The sequence below is a fragment of the Amnibacterium sp. genome (assembly GCF_051956055.1).
GTDB lineage: Bacteria > Actinomycetota > Actinomycetes > Actinomycetales > Microbacteriaceae > Amnibacterium.
In genome coordinates this window covers 58,564-72,793 of the sequence record NZ_JBQCGC010000105.1, presented here as the reverse complement: position 1 = coordinate 72,793, position 14,230 = coordinate 58,564, and the positions used below count along the sequence as shown (strand labels likewise).

12 protein-coding genes are annotated in these 14,230 nt (G+C 74.3%); 5 read left to right on the top strand and 7 right to left on the bottom strand.

The features are described from left to right. Positions 1 to 9 precede the first annotated feature (9 nt). Positions 10 to 708, top strand: coding sequence for an HpcH/HpaI aldolase family protein (locus ACTHLI_RS14915; RefSeq protein ID WP_440185336.1), 699 nt, complete (start codon positions 10 to 12; stop codon positions 706 to 708). A 30-nt stretch (positions 709 to 738) separates the two neighbouring features. Here the strand turns inward: ACTHLI_RS14915 and ACTHLI_RS14910 are convergent, their stop codons facing one another. Then, entirely contained in the window at positions 739 to 987 is a 249-nt protein-coding gene (locus ACTHLI_RS14910) for a glutaredoxin family protein (protein ID WP_440185334.1), read from the bottom strand. A gap of 175 nt (positions 988 to 1,162) precedes the next feature. On the opposite strand from ACTHLI_RS14910, the gene ACTHLI_RS14905 reads away from it, so the two are divergent. The 3 genes from ACTHLI_RS14905 to ACTHLI_RS14895 all read left to right on the top strand — a co-directional run bounded on the left by ACTHLI_RS14905 (position 1,163) and on the right by ACTHLI_RS14895 (position 4,562). After that, positions 1,163 to 2,353, top strand: coding sequence for a GAF domain-containing protein (locus tag ACTHLI_RS14905; RefSeq protein WP_440185331.1), 1,191 nt, complete (start codon positions 1,163 to 1,165; stop codon positions 2,351 to 2,353). Positions 2,354 to 2,491: 138 nt separating this feature from the next. After that, positions 2,492 to 4,075, top strand: coding sequence for an acetaldehyde dehydrogenase ExaC (gene exaC, locus ACTHLI_RS14900; RefSeq protein WP_440185328.1), 1,584 nt, complete (start codon positions 2,492 to 2,494; stop codon positions 4,073 to 4,075). 73 nt (positions 4,076 to 4,148) lie between these two features. Next, complete coding sequence (locus ACTHLI_RS14895) at positions 4,149 to 4,562, top strand: DUF779 domain-containing protein (RefSeq protein ID WP_440185326.1); 414 nt, start codon at positions 4,149 to 4,151, stop codon at positions 4,560 to 4,562. Between the two features lie 60 nt (positions 4,563 to 4,622). Here the strand turns inward: ACTHLI_RS14895 and ACTHLI_RS14890 are convergent, their stop codons facing one another. The 3 genes from ACTHLI_RS14890 to ACTHLI_RS14880 all read right to left on the bottom strand — a co-directional run bounded on the left by ACTHLI_RS14890 (position 4,623) and on the right by ACTHLI_RS14880 (position 7,456). Next, positions 4,623 to 5,642: a hypothetical protein gene (locus ACTHLI_RS14890; RefSeq protein WP_440185324.1), complete on the bottom strand. Its 1,020-nt coding sequence runs from the start codon at positions 5,640 to 5,642 to the stop codon at positions 4,623 to 4,625. A gap of 155 nt (positions 5,643 to 5,797) precedes the next feature. After that, a complete protein-coding gene (locus ACTHLI_RS14885; protein WP_440185321.1) occupies positions 5,798 to 6,607 on the bottom strand; it encodes a ferritin-like domain-containing protein in 810 nt (269 codons plus the stop codon). 9 nt (positions 6,608 to 6,616) lie between these two features. Further along, the gene (locus ACTHLI_RS14880; RefSeq protein ID WP_440185319.1) at positions 6,617 to 7,456 is read right to left on the bottom strand and encodes a hypothetical protein; all 840 of its coding nucleotides are present in this window, start codon (positions 7,454 to 7,456) and stop codon (positions 6,617 to 6,619) included. Between the two features lie 277 nt (positions 7,457 to 7,733). Between ACTHLI_RS14880 and ACTHLI_RS14875 the strand changes: the two genes are divergently transcribed. Further along, complete coding sequence (locus ACTHLI_RS14875; RefSeq protein WP_440185496.1) at positions 7,734 to 8,534, top strand: fumarylacetoacetate hydrolase family protein; 801 nt, start codon at positions 7,734 to 7,736, stop codon at positions 8,532 to 8,534. Positions 8,535 to 8,542: 8 nt separating this feature from the next. On the opposite strand, the gene ACTHLI_RS14870 is transcribed toward ACTHLI_RS14875, so the two are convergent. From ACTHLI_RS14870 to ACTHLI_RS14860, 3 genes are all read right to left on the bottom strand, one after another. Further along, positions 8,543 to 9,631, bottom strand: a complete 1,089-nt coding sequence (locus ACTHLI_RS14870) for an FUSC family protein (protein ID WP_440185316.1) — start codon at positions 9,629 to 9,631, stop codon at positions 8,543 to 8,545. A gap of 142 nt (positions 9,632 to 9,773) precedes the next feature. After that, a complete protein-coding gene (locus ACTHLI_RS14865) occupies positions 9,774 to 13,061 on the bottom strand; it encodes a DEAD/DEAH box helicase (RefSeq protein WP_440185314.1) in 3,288 nt (1,095 codons plus the stop codon). Positions 13,062 to 13,151: 90 nt separating this feature from the next. Continuing rightward, positions 13,152 to 14,216 carry an LLM class flavin-dependent oxidoreductase gene (locus ACTHLI_RS14860; protein WP_440185312.1) on the bottom strand — a complete coding sequence of 355 codons (1,065 nt, stop codon included), beginning with the start codon at positions 14,214 to 14,216 and terminating at the stop codon, positions 13,152 to 13,154. Between the last annotated feature and the right edge of the window lie 14 nt (positions 14,217 to 14,230).

The window sequence follows — 14,230 nt, the reverse complement described above, 5'->3', positions numbered from 1 at the left end:
GAGGTGCCGATGGGCGAGGACGTGCGGCTCGGGGTCTGGGCGATGCTCGGCGAGCCGAGGACGACGGCGGCCCTCGAGGACGCGGGGTTCGACTGGGTGCTGCTCGATGCGCAGCACGGGCACTTCGACGACGCGGCCGTGCGCGCGACCTTCGCGCTGCGCCTGGAGCCGAGGGTGCCGGTCCTGGTCCGCCCCGCGGCGAACCGCGCTGACCTGATCGGCCGGGCGCTCGACGCGGGGGCCGACGGCGTGATCGTGCCGCTCGTCGAGCGCGCGGAGGAGGCGGAGGCCGCGGTCGCAGCGGCCAGGTACCCGCCCCGCGGCATCCGCAGCTTCGGACCGCTGCCCGGCTCCGCGCAGGCACCCCGGCCGTGCGGGGGCGTCATGGTGGAGACGGCGGACGGGCTCGCCGCGGTCGACGCGATCGCGACGACGCCCGACCTCGACCTGGTCTTCGTCGGTCCGTTCGACCTGTCGCAGAGCCTCGGCACCACCGTCGACGACCTGCTCGCGGACGAGCGGCCGGACGCGCCGCTGCGCCGCATCCTCGCCGCGTGCCGCGCTGCGGGGGTCCGTGCCGGCGCGTTCGGGGCGACCGAGCCGCGGGCGCGCCGGTTCGTGGAGCTCGGCTTCACCGACGTGGTCGCGGCGCTCGACACGTCCGTGCTCGCGGCGGGCGGGGCGATCGCGGATCGGGTCCGCGCCTGAGCCCTTCGCGGATCCGGATCCGCGAGGTGCTCAGACCGCGGCGAGCTTCGCGCGCAGCGCCTCGTCGGAGGGCTCGACGAGGTGCGAGCCGTCGGGGAACACGACGACCGGGATGCTCGGGCGGCCGCTGATGGCCATCGCCTCGTCGGCGGCCTCCTTCGACGCCTCTACGTCGACCCAGCGGTACGCCACGCCGTCCCGGTCGAGCAGGGCCTTCGAGCGGCGGCAGTCGCTGCACCAGTCGGCGCCGTACACGGTGATCGCCTGGGGATCCGTCATGGTCCGAGCGTATCCGCGGCGGGGAGGCTCCCCGTGCGCCGGCGGGCGCCGCCGCGTCCCCGGCACCTGACCGCGGGCTGTCCGCGTCCGCTGAGACGCCCGCAGCCCGTCGACGGCGACGACCGCGACGGCTACCGTGAGCGCCTGGTGCTCTGTCGACGACGACGGGAGGGCGATGGGCTCGACGACCGCTCGACGCCGCCTCGTCGCGGAGTCCTGGGCACGGGCCCGCGCACGCCGCCTCGCGCCGGATCACGCGGAGCCCGGCGTCCCGCTCGACGACGATCTGCTCGAGGACGTCAGGCGCGGCCATCCGCTCGCAGCGGCCCTCCCCGTCATCCGGTCCCTCCTCGTGCGGGGCGCGGACGACGGCTCCGGCGTCGTCGTCGCGGTGGGCGACGCCGTCGGCCGCCTGCTCTGGGTGGAGGGCGACCGATCGCTGGTGCGCAGAGCGGAGGGCATGCGCTTCGTCGCGGGGGCCGACTGGTCCGAGTCGACCGTCGGCACCTCCGCCCCGGGCACGGCGCTCGCCCTGGACCGCGCGGTGCAGATCGCGGGCGGCGAGCACTTCGCGCTGCAGGTGCAGCGGTGGAGCTGCACCGCGGTGCCGGTGCACGACCTCCGCACCCACGAGACGATCGGCGTGCTCGACATCACGGGCGGCCCGGACGCGGTCGGGCCGAGGGCGCTGCCGCTGCTCGAGGCGACCGCGGCAGCGGTGGAGCGCGAGCTGCTGCTCCAGCGCCTGCAGCGTCCGGCGCGGACCGCGGGCCCTCCGGGCGTCGCGCGTGCGCCCCGGCTGTCGGTGCTCGGCCGCGACCGGGCCGTGCTCGCGGTCGGCGGCCGCGAGCTCGTCCTGTCCGTCCGGCACGCGGAGCTGCTGACGCTGCTCGCCTGGCACCGCTCCGGGCTCTCCGCCGAGCGCCTCGCGGAGCTCGTGCACGGCCGCGAGGACGCGACCGCGACCGTGCGGCCGGAGATGGTGCGCCTCCGGCACGTGCTGGAGGGCGCAGCGCCGGGCCTCGCGCCGCTCGCGAGGCCGTACCGGCTGCCCGTGCCGGTCGAGACGGACGTCCGTCAGGTGCTCGCGATGCTCGACCGCGGCGCGCACCGGGCCGCGCTCGACGCGTACCGCGGGGAGGTGCTCCCCTCCTCCGTCGCGCCCGGGATCGAGCAGATCCGCCTCGAGGTGCAGGGGCGGCTGCGGGAGGCGCTGCTCGAGAGCGCCGCGCCCGGCCTCCTGCTGTCGTACGCGGAGCGGGTCGCGCCGTCCGACCCCGAGCCTCTGCTGACGGCCCTGCAGCTGCTGCCGCCGCGGTCGCCGAAGCGGGCCGGGATCGTCGCCCGCCTGGAGGCGCTCGACTGACGCTCCCGCGCGCAACCCGGCGCAACGTGGGCGCGCCTACCGTGCCGCTCGGGCACGGACGGCCGTGCCCGACCGCAGCGCCGCGAACCCGCGACGACGCGGTCCGGACGACGACGTCTGGAAGGACAGGTTCCGACGATGACACTTGCTGCGGATGCTCCGGCCGACAGGGCGGCGGAGGCGGCACCGACCTCGAGCCCGCAGGTCTACGCGCCTCCGGGTGCCGAGGGCTCGGTGGTGGCCTACAAGCCGAGGTACGACCACTTCATCGGCGGGCGATACGTGCCGCCCGCGGAGGGGCAGTACTTCGACGACATCACCCCCGTGACCGGCAAGCCCTTCACCGAGATGGCGCGCGGCACGGCGAAGGACGTCGACGCCGCCGTCGAGGCGGGGTGGAAGGCGTTCCCCGCCTGGTCCCGCACCTCCCCCGCCGAGCGCGCGCTCATGCTCACGCGGATCGCGGACCGGATGGAGGCGAACCTCGAGGCGATCGCCGTCGCCGAGACGTGGGAGAACGGCAAGCCGGTCCGCGAGACGCTCGCGGCCGACATCCCGCTCGCGATCGACCACTTCCGCTACTTCGCGGGCGCGCTGCGCGCCCAGGAGGGCGGGGTGTCGGAGATCGACCACGACACGGTCGCGTACCACTTCCACGAGCCGCTCGGCGTGGTCGGGCAGATCATCCCCTGGAACTTCCCGATCCTCATGGCGACGTGGAAGCTCGCCCCAGCGCTCGCCGCGGGCAACTGCGTGGTGCTGAAGCCGGCGGAGCAGACGCCCGCCTCCATCCACCTGCTGCTCGACCTCATCCGGGACCTGATCCCCGCGGGGGTGCTGAACATCGTCAACGGGTTCGGCTTCGAGGCGGGCGCGCCGCTCGCCTCCCATCCGCGGATCCGCAAGATCGCGTTCACGGGTGAGACGACGACCGGGCGGCTGATCATGCAGTACGCGAGCGAGAACCTGATCCCGGTCACGCTCGAGCTCGGCGGGAAGAGCCCCAACCTCTTCTTCGAGGACGTCGCGCGCGAGAAGGACGCGTTCTACGACAAGGCGCTCGAGGGCTTCTCGTTCTTCGCCCTCAACCAGGGCGAGGTGTGCACGTGCCCGTCGCGCGCGCTCGTCGCGAAGTCGATCTACGACGGCTTCGTCGGCGACGGCGTGGAGCGGGTCAAGCGCATCAAGCAGGGGAACCCGCTCGACGTGTCCACGATGATCGGCGCGCAGGCGTCGAACGACCAGCTCGAGAAGATCCTGTCGTACATGGACATCGGCAAGCAGGGCGGCGCGAAGCTGCTCGTGGGCGGCGAGCGCGCCGACCTCGGCGGCGAGCTGACCGACGGCTACTACGTGCAGCCGACGATCTTCGAGGGCACGAACGACATGCGGATCTTCCAGGAGGAGATCTTCGGTCCCGTGCTCGCGCTCACGTCGTTCGACGGGTTCGACGACGCGATCCGGATCGCGAACGACACGCTCTACGGGCTCGGCGCCGGGGTGTGGAGCCGTGACGGCTCCCAGCTCTACCGGGCCGGCCGGGCGATCGAGGCCGGGCGGGTCTGGTGCAACACCTACCACCAGTACCCGGCGCACGCCGCGTTCGGCGGCTACAAGCAGTCGGGCATCGGCCGCGAGAACCACAAGATGATGCTCGACCACTACCAGCAGACGAAGAACCTCCTCGTGTCGTACGCGGAGGGCCCGATGGGCTTCTTCTGATCCACCACCCGACCGGCCCGTGGCGCGGCGCATCGACGCGCGCCACGGGCCGCCGTGACGACGAGGAGTCGAGATGGTCGCGTCGAAGATCGACGTCACACCGGCAGCGGCGGCGATGCTGCGCGGTCTCGCGGCCGCGCACGGGCCGCTCATGTTCCACCAGTCCGGCGGCTGCTGCGACGGGTCGAGTCCGATGTGCTTCCCCGTCGGCATGTTCCGCACCGGCGCCTCCGACGTGCACCTCGGGGACCTCGGGGTCGAGGGCATCGACCCGGTGCCGGTGTACATGTCCGCGTCCCAGTACGAGCTCTGGAGGTTCACCCACCTCACCATCGACCTCGTCGACGGGCGCGGCAGCGGCTTCTCCGTCGAGGCGCCCGAGGGCAAGCGCTTCCTGATCCGCAGTCGCATGCTCACTGACGAGGAGGTCGCGGAGCTCGGCATCGAGCCGCGCTTCGCGCTCGGCCCGCCGCCCCTCCCCCGCTAGTCCGACGCTCTGTCCCTGATTCGACGCCGCGTCGCGTCGAATCAGGGACGGGGCGTCGATCTACCGGGGGCTGGGACGCCAGGTCGGGCGGGGGCGCGACACCCGCGCCCGCTCCAGATACGCCTCGATCGCCGTCCTCGGCCTCGTCGGTTGCATCCCCACCTTCGCGAGCATCGAGCGGATGAGGGTCGGGCTCCCGGACTGCACCCACCCCGGCCGGATCAGGGCCCGCATCTGGAGTCGGAGGTCGTCCTCGCGACGCTTCTCCGCCAGCACCGCCATCCCGGCGCCCTCGGGCGCCATGCCCGGGTCGAGGTACTTCTGCTCGCCGTCGACCTCGACGCCCACGTCCGACCGGCGGTACCAGGCGTCGCACCACGCGTCCCGCCCGTTCCGGAGCAGCACCCGGTGCTGGAGCTCGGGAGGTTCGAATCCGGCGCGCATCGAGGAGACGCGGTACCTCGACTCGGCGGCGCTCTCCCCACCCGGATCGCCGAATGCGACGACCTGAGCGATCCGCCTGGCGGCTCGGCGATCGCCTGCGGCGTCCGCTGCTTCCTCCAGGAGCGCACGGGAGGTGCCGAGCAGCAGCGCGCGGTCGCACACCATCACACCCTCCTCGAAGGACGACGCCCCGGCGATGTCCGTCACGGTCCGGGCGATCGAGGTGACCCGGATCCCGTGCACCATCACGATCTCGTGCTCGCCGAGGCGGTGTCGGTGCGGGGTCACGCCCTGCCGGTGCAGATCCCTCCCCTCCGGGATCGTCACGTGCACGGTCCGAAGCCGCAGGCGGAGCACCGGATGGCCCAGCAGGACGCCGGCCGACCAGTGGGACACGTCGAGCGGCTCCGGCGACGCCGCGACGGCGGCGCGGATCCGGACGATGTGCTGCTGCTCCGGATCGAGCGCGAGGAAGCTCCCCCGCTCGACGTAGCACGCCGGACCGAGCCGGAGCAGGAGCCCGCGTTCGACGTCCCGGCTGATCGCGGAACGCTCACCCGAGGTCCGAGCACCGCCCCGGACGGTGAGGATCTCGAGCCGCCACGGGTCGATCCCGGGCGAAGTGGTGGCTTGCATCCGGGGATCGTGGCGGATCCGGGGCGTGACGGCGGGGCGACGGCCTCTGGAGGAGCCGCGGACGGCCTCCCGCGGGCCGCGGCCCGACCGACTGGATCGACGCGCCGTCCCTGATTCGACGAGGCGCGGCGTCGGATCAGGGACGGAGCGTCGGATCAGGCGGGGCGGATGTCCGCGTAGAGGCCGCGGGCGCGGAACGCGTTCTCGACCACGGTGAGGCCCGACATGCCGGGCATCTTCGCGATCGCCTCGTCCATCTTGCGGACCTCGCGCAGGCCGTCCTCGCCGTCGAAGAGGTAGCCCATGACGAACGCGACCTCCTCCTCCGGCTCGATGGTCGAACCGACGGGGCCCCACACGTTCGAGAGCGCGAACCGCGTGAACATCCGCGCGAGCTTCGACTCCTCGAGCCGCTTCGTGGCCTGCGTCGTGTAGAACGCGATGTGGCGGGTCTCCTGCTGCGCGATGCGCTGGAGGAGCGGCGCGAGCGCGGGGTGCGGCTCGAGCTTCGCGAGGCGCCGGTACGCCGCCGCGGCACCGCGCTCGTTGACGCTGCCCCACGACATGTGGGTCGCGACGAAGTCCTTGCCGATGATGTTGCCGAAGAGCGACTGCTTGATCGGGTCGATGCGGTCCCGCCAGCCGAGCTTCACCCGGCTGGCCTTCAGCTGGTCGTACTCGACGGTGACGCCGTGCACGCCGAGCACCGCCGCGAGCGCCTCCCCGTGCCAGTACTCCTCGCGGTTCCACATCGTCATGAACGTGGACACCTCGCCGTCGCCGTGGGACGGGGTGACGAGCATGTCGCGCAGGTAGCAGACCGTGTGGTACTCGACGTCGCACATGTAGCGGAGCGCGCGGAGGGAGGTCTCGGGCAGCGGATGCTCGCGGAACGCGTCGAGGTCGATGTCGTTCCAGGCGACCGCGGAGCTCGTCTCCGCGAAGGTGTCGATGTCGAAAGCCATGGGTGTGCGCTAGCGCGCGTCCTTCCCGTCGGGCAGCGGTGCCGTGACGCGCGAGGCGCCGCGGAGGGGGATGCGGAACGCCGGCCGGCCGGGTCGCCGGACGGTGCGCCGCACCAGGTGGAGGCCGGCGAGCCCGGGCAGGGCGTCGATCCGGTGATCGATCGCCGACGCCCAGGAGCGGTCGGGTCCGAACAGCGCGTCGAGCGCGCGGGCGGTCGCCGCCGCCGGCTCCCGGTCGGCGCCGATCGGCCAGGTGCGCTTCGCGAGGCGCCGACGGGCGAGCACGCGCGCCGCGCGGGACCGCCCGAGCGCGTCGGTCGCGGACTCGGCGAAGAAGCGGCCCTGCCGGGCGATGCCCTCCCGGATCCGCGCCAGGTCCGCGGCGACCCCGCTCGGCGCGAGCTGCTGCGCGCGCTCGAGCATCGCGTCGACGATCCAGCCGTCGACCAGGCGCTCGGTCATGTGCACGGCGGTCAGCGCGCGGCCGTGGAGGTTCGAGACGACGGCCTCCCGCAGCGGTCCGAATCGGTCGCGCACCCGCGCCGCGATCCCCCTGCGGATCGCGGGCAGCGGCCCGGCGCCGGCGATGGCGCTGAGGGCGTCGCCGAACCAGTGCGCCTCGTAGGCCCACGTGGACAGGAACGCGGTGATCCTCGCGTCCTTGTGGGTCGCGGTGACGAGGACGTGCGACAGCCACGAGCCGGTGCCCTGCGCCCGCCGCTGCACGTAGCGGAGCGCGTCGGCGAGATCGGCCGGCAGCGCCGCGCCGACGCCTTGGAGCGTCTCCCGCATCGGGCCGAGCGGCGCGCGCACGTAGGCGGCGACGTCGAACGGACCGGTTGCGCTCATCTCGCGAAGAATATCCGTTCCTGGCAGGTCAAGGGGTTGTGCCCGTGCCCCCGTCCTGGGTAGCGGCGTGCCCGTCATCCGCCCTCCTTCCCGCACCTCGGCGATGGTGGTTCGGAGCCCCGACCGGATCGGAGTGCACCCGGCGGCGCTCGGATGCACGCACCATGATCCGATGCCGGCGGCGCACCGGGCAAGCGGCACGCGCAGACGCGGGCGCTAGCGTGCGGTGGTGACCGCTTTCCTGCGACTCGGTGCGCCGGGTGACGAGCGCCCCGTCATGCTCGCCCGCGACCGCTACTACGACCTCCGTCCCGTGACCGCCGAGATCGACGGCGCGTTCCTCGCCGGCGGCGGCGTCGCCCGGGCGCGGGCTGCGCTCGCGGACGGCCTGCTCCAGGAGGTCGAGGGCGCGGCGGAGCTGCGCGTGGGCGCACCGGTCGCCCGCCCGGGCGCGGTGCTCTGCATCGGGCAGAACTACGCCGCGCACGCCGCCGAATCCGGCAGCGCACCGCCCGACCACCCGATCCTGTTCTTCAAGCACCCGAACACCGTGGTGGGCCCGTTCGACGAGATCCGGCGCCCGGCCGGCGCCCGGTCGCTCGACTGGGAGGCCGAGCTCGGCGTCGTGATCGGCACGGCCGCCTGGCAGGTCGAGGAGGCGGCGGCACTCGAGCACGTCGCCGGCTACCTGGTCGGCGACGACGTCTCCGAGCGCACCTGGCAGCGCGCCGAGTCCGGCGGCCAGTGGTCGAAGGGCAAGTCCGCTCCCACCTTCTGCCCCCTCGGCCCCTGGCTCGTGCCCGCCGACGAGGTCGATCCGACCGCGCTCCGCATCTGGTCCCGCGTCTCCGGAGCGCCGCGCCAGGACTCGTCCACCGCGGACATGGTCTTCCCGGTCGCGGCGCTGATCGCCGACCTGTCCCGCTACGTCCGCCTCGAGCCCGGTGACGTGCTCCTGACCGGGACGCCGGAGGGGGTGGCGATGTCCGGCAGGTACCCCTACCTCGCGGACGGCGACGTGGTCGAGATCGGCATCGACGGGCTCGGGACGCAGCGCTCGGTCGTCGTCGCGGACTGACCCGGCGGTCAGCGCGCCGTCGGCCGCCGGAGCAGGCGCTCCACGAGGTGGTCGCCGAGGAGGACGACGAGGGCCACGCCGCAGCCGAGCGCCGTGTCGAGCACCCGCGACCCGGCGATGACCCACGGGTCGCCCGCTGAGCCGGCCTCCGCGATCAGCAGCGCGAGCGGCGTGACGAGGATCAGCGCGGCGCCGTAGTGGGCGACGATCACGAGCTCCGCACCGAATTGCAGCACCCCGAGGGCGATCGCGAGCAGCAGCCCCTGCGCCGGCAGCCCGATCAGTCCCACGACGAGCACGAAGACGACGGCACCGACGAGGGTGCCGGCGACGCGGTGGACCGCCCGGATGCCGGACAGGCGCCGCCCGCGCCCGGCCTGCAGCACGGCGACGACCGCGACGACCACCCAGTAGCCGCGCTCGACGCCGAGCACGGCCGCGAGCACCGCCGACAGGACCGCCGCCACGGACACGCGGAGCACGACGGTCCTACCGGCGGCATCGAGCGCGAAGCGGATGGGCGCGATCGGGCGGCCGCGGTCCCGCCGCCGCACCGCGGGCAGCGCGAGGGGCGCGATCACGACGAGGAGCGCGAGCACGGCGCCGGCGGTCGCGCACGCGATCACGAGCAGCGGATCGAGCCCGGCGCCGCCCGCCGACACCGGCGCGGTGAGCCGGCTCGCGACCCCGGCGCCCAGCACCGGGAAGAGCGCGCCCGGCGGCCCGACCGCGGTCCCGGACACGAGGACCACCGCACCCCCCGCCGTCACGACGAGCACGACCGGCGCGAGCGCCGGAAGCCGTGCGCTCACCGTACCGAGCGCGACCGCCGCGAGCAGCCCCAGCTGCACGAGCGGCAGCCGCCGGAGGCGCTCGGTGCGGCTGCGGGAGGAGAGGTACAGGGCCGACAGCGCGCCCGTCGACGCGAGCAGCCCGAGATCCACCCGGCCGGCGAGCGCGGGCAGGCCGACCGTGAGCAGCATGGCCAGCCCGGCCTGCACCGCGATCCCGAGCCGCGGCGGGCTCGGGTCCGGGCGCACGAGCGCGGCGAGCAGCTCCCGCGCGCCCTGCCGAGCGCGGGGAGAGGAGTCGCTCACCGACTCCATGGTGCCCGATCGGGCCGCGGGGAGGTGCTCGCCGATCGGAGCCGACCGCCCGCGATCCGGGCGGGTTCCGACGATGCGGGCGGGAGAAGGCGCCCGGGATGTCGGAAGGCGCCCGGGAGGCGGCGGGCCCGCGTCAGGCGAGCAGCTCGCGGACGTCCGCCGCGGTCAGCGACGCGGTCGCGGCGGTGCCGTCGCCGTCCATCACGGCGTCGAACAGCTCTCGCTTCGCCTGCTTGAGCGCCATCACCTTCTCCTCGATCGTGTCCTTCGCGACGAGCCGGTACACCATCACCTGCCGCTGCTGGCCGATCCGGTGGGCGCGGTCGACGGCCTGCGCCTCCGCAGCCGGGTTCCACCATGGGTCCAGCAGGATGCAGTAATCGGCCTCCGCGAGGTTCAGCCCGAACCCGCCCGCCTTCAGCGAGATCAGGAACACGTCCGCGTCGCCCGAGCGGAACCGGTCGATCGCCTCCCCGCGCCTCCTGGTCGCACCGTCGAGGTACGCGTACGAGACGCCGGCCGCGTCGAGCCGGTCCCGCACCCGGCCGAGCAGCCGCGTGAACTGGCTGAACACGAGCACCCGGTGGTGTTCCTCCAGGGCGTTCTCGAGGAGCTCGTCGAACAGGTCGAGCTTCGCCGAAGGGACGCCCTCGTGCGCGGCGTCGATCAGCGCGGCGTCGAGCGCCACCTGCCGGAGGGTGGTGAGCGCCCGGAAGATCGTGAACCGGTTGCGTTCGAACTCGCCGATCAGGCCGAGCACGCGCTGGCGCTCGCGGTTCAGGTAGCGGTCGTACACCGCCCGCTGCTTGCGCCCGAGCTCGACCTCGATCACCTGCTCCGTCTTCGGCGGGAGGTCGGAGGCGACGAGCTCCTTCGTCCGTCTGAGCAGCAGCGGGCGGACCCGGCGCTGCAGCTGCGAGAGCCGCTCGCGGTCCCCCTCCTTCTCGATCGGCTTCGCGTAGTGGTCCTGGAAGCCGGACGGGGAGGGGAAGAGCCCCGGCGCCGCGATCGAGAGGATCGACCACAGCTCCATCAGGTCGTTCTCGAGCGGGGTGCCGGTGATCGCGAGCCGGAACGGGACGTCGATGGCGCGGATCCGCTGGTACGTGGTCGAGTGGCGGTTCTTCGCGAACTGCGCCTCGTCGAGGAGCAGCCCGCTCCACGGGACGCCCGCGTACGACGGGGTGTCCAGGCGCAGCAGCGCGTAGGACGTGACGACGAGGTCGGCGTCGCCGATGGTGTCGGCGAGCGGGGCGCGGCTCTTCCTGGTCGTCTCGGTCACGGCGACGACCTCGATGCCGGGGAGGAACCGGTTCGCCTCCGCCACCCAGTTCGGCACCACCGAGGTGGGCGCGACGACGAGGAAGCGGGGACGCTCCTCGCCGCGGGCGTCGGCCTGCTCGATCGCGCGCCCGATCATCGCGAGGGACTGCACGGTCTTGCCGAGGCCCATGTCGTCGGCGAGCACGCCGCCGAGCCGGTTGTCGTAGAGGAAGGACAGCCAGTCGTAGCCGTCCTGCTGGTACGGCCGCAGCTCGGCCGTGAACCCGGCGGGGAGCGCCTGGGCCTCGAGGTGGCCGTCGGTCCCGAACCCGCCCGTGAGCTCGACGGCGCGCCGCCACGCCTCCGCCTGCCTGGCCACGATGCCGAGCGCGACGAGGTCGTCCCAGAGCGAGCCCTGGAAACGGGAGATGCGCAGCGGCGCGCGCGGGTCGTCGGTGAGCTCGCGCGCCTCCGCGATGAGCGCCCTGAGCCGCTCGAACACCGGGTCGTCGAGCGGGAACCACACGCCACCCGGCAGCACCATCGCGTCGTCGCCCCTCGCGAGGGCGAGGAACACCTCGGCGAGCGGGGCGACCTCGCCGCCGACCCGCACCTCGATGTCGAGATCGAACCAGTCGCGGTTGCCGTCGATCGCCCTGGTGCCGATCGCGACGACCGGCGCCTCCTCCGCCGCCCGGTACTCGACGGGCTCGCCGCGCTCGACGACGTGCACCCCGGGGACCGCGCGGACGGCGGGCAGGAGGTCGCGGGCGAACGCGACCGCGGCCATCCCGTGCACCGCGAACGTCTCCCGCAGCTCGCCGTGGGCGCCGATGAGCTCCGGCGTCCGAGCGCTGTCGAGCCCGGCGCCGCGCAGCCCGGTCACGATCCGCCGCTCCTGCAGCGGGTCCCGGATCGCGTCCTCCTCGCCGCCGAGGGTGAGCGGGGTGGCGTTGCCCGGCAGCGTGTACCGCCACGACCAGCGCCCGGTCACGCCTCCCGCGCCGTGCTCGACGACGAGCTCGAGCGCGGCGATCGGTCTCGCCGGAGGCGCGAAGCTCCCGTCGCGGCTCACGACGGGCAGCACGCTCGCGAGCCGCCGGTAGTGGTGCGCGAGGAAGTCGGGCTCCTCGTCGGCGGGCACCTCGATCGGGTCCGGCAGCTTCAGGAACGCGTGCGCGGCGGGCTGCAGGGGCTCCGCGAACGGGGCGAGCGCGATCCGCGCATCGGCGAGGGTCTCCCCCGGCTCCCAGGTGGCCACCCCGATGCCCGGATCGCCGATCAGCGAGAACGGCGGCGGTACGGCGGCACCGGAGGCGGGGTCGCCGTGCGCGAGCAGCGGCGCGAGCGAGAGCCCGGAGGCGGTGCGCACGAGATCCGCGGCCGGCACGACCGGCTCGTGGGCGACGACGACCGGCTGCTGGGACCTGCCGCCGGTGACGAGCCCGATGCCGTGGTCCTGCGCCTCCTGCAGCAGTGGCCAGAGCGCGGTCGTCCGCGCCCCGCCGAGGGGCAGCCAGCTCTCGGTCGCGAACGAGGCGGGGCCGGCCGTCAGCAGCCGGTGCAGCTCGCGGAGGATCCGGGTCTGCGCGTCGTCGTACTCGTGCACGGACCACTCGTTCGTGATGGTGCGCCAGGAGATGCCGGTGCGGCGCCAGCGCCCATTGGCGCCGAGCAGCACGGGCCGCACGCCGACCTGCGCGGGCCGCTCGCGCGGCGAGGTCCGCCGCGAACCGGTCCAGGGCTGCTCGGACTGCTGCAGCTCGAACACGAGCCCGAGCACGGCGGACGTCTCGTCGGCGTCGAGGCCGTCGAGGATCGGGTCGAGGGTCCTGCGCCACAGCGCGTCCGCGACCGCGGGGGCCGGCGCGGCCGGGGCACCCCTGCGCCCCTCCAGCAGCACCGCGCCCACGTGCTTGCAGTCCGAGCCGACCGGGCAGTCGCAGCGCCCGGAGATCGGCACGGGCCCGTCCGGGGTGGGGCGCAGGCGCACCCGCGCCGAGTAGCGCGCGTGCTCGGAGCCGCGGACGCGCCCGGTCAGCGTGGTGCGGTCGGTGCTCCAGCGGACGTCCGAGACGCGGCCCTCGCGCTGGTAGCGGTCGGCCCGGGCGAACCCGGCGGGCCCGGTGATCCTGGCCACGTCGAGATCGGAGTACACGCGGCGGTCCCTCCCCGGATCAGCGAACCCTCGAGTGTAGGCGCCGAGGGCGGCGCGTTCGGCGCGCTCGCGGCGGGCGAGCGCCGGGAATCAGGCGGCGGCGAGCGAGCGCTGCGGGAGGTGGGCCGCGAGCAGCTCGAGCGTCGCCTCCCGCGCGGGCACCCGCCCGATCGGATCCGCGGCGAACGCGCCGGCGGCCGGGCTGATCATCACCTCGTCGACCCCGAAGCGCTCCGCGAAGGCCGTGAGCCGCTCGGCGACCTCGGCGGCCTCCCCGACGAACCAGCGCGACCGCATCGTGTCGACGAGCTCCTGCTGAGCGCTCGTGAGCACCGCCGCCTCGGCGGCCTCCACCGTGTCCAGCGCCGTGAGCGGGGTCCCGGTGCGGAGGCGCGCCATGTGCTGCAGCTGGGGCAGCGCGAGGCGGTCGGCCGCCGCGGCGGTGGGCGCCGCGACGACGTTGGCGGTGAGGAACGTGCGCGGCTCGCCGAGGTGCTCGGAGGCCTCGAAGCGGGAGCGGTAGAGCTCGAGCGCGTGCTCGGTGCCCTGCCCGGAGAAGTGGTGCGCGAAGACGTACGGCAGCCCGAGCCGGCCCGCGAGCTCGGCAGAGTAGTCGGACGAGCCGAGCAGCCACAGCACCGGTGCGCCCGCCGCGGCGGGGGTGGCGCGCACCGTGTACTCCTCCCCCGTCGCGAGGGGCAGGCCGGCGCCGTCCGCGCCCAGGAGGGCCTCGATGTCGCGCACGTGCTCGGGGAAGCGGTCGACGTCGCTCGTGTGCCCCTCCGAGCGGAGCAGCGCGGTGATGACCGGATCGGAACCGGGCGCGCGGCCGACGCCGAGGTCGATCCGGCCGGGGGCCGCCGCCTCGAGCGCGGCGAACTGCTCGGCGATGACGAACGGCGCGTGGTTCGGCAGCATCACGCCGCCGGAGCCGAGCCGGATGCGCCTGGTCCTGCCCGCGAGGACCCCGAGCAGGACGGGCGGGTTGGTGGAGGCGACCGACGGCATGTTGTGGTGCTCGGCGAGCCAGTACCGGTGCAGCCCCAGCGCGTCGGCGCGCTCCGCGAGCGCGACGGACGCGGCGACCGCGTCGGCGGAGGTCTGCCCGGATCGGACGGGGACGAGGTCGAGCACCGACAGCGCGAGATCCGGCATGCCCTCAGCAACCG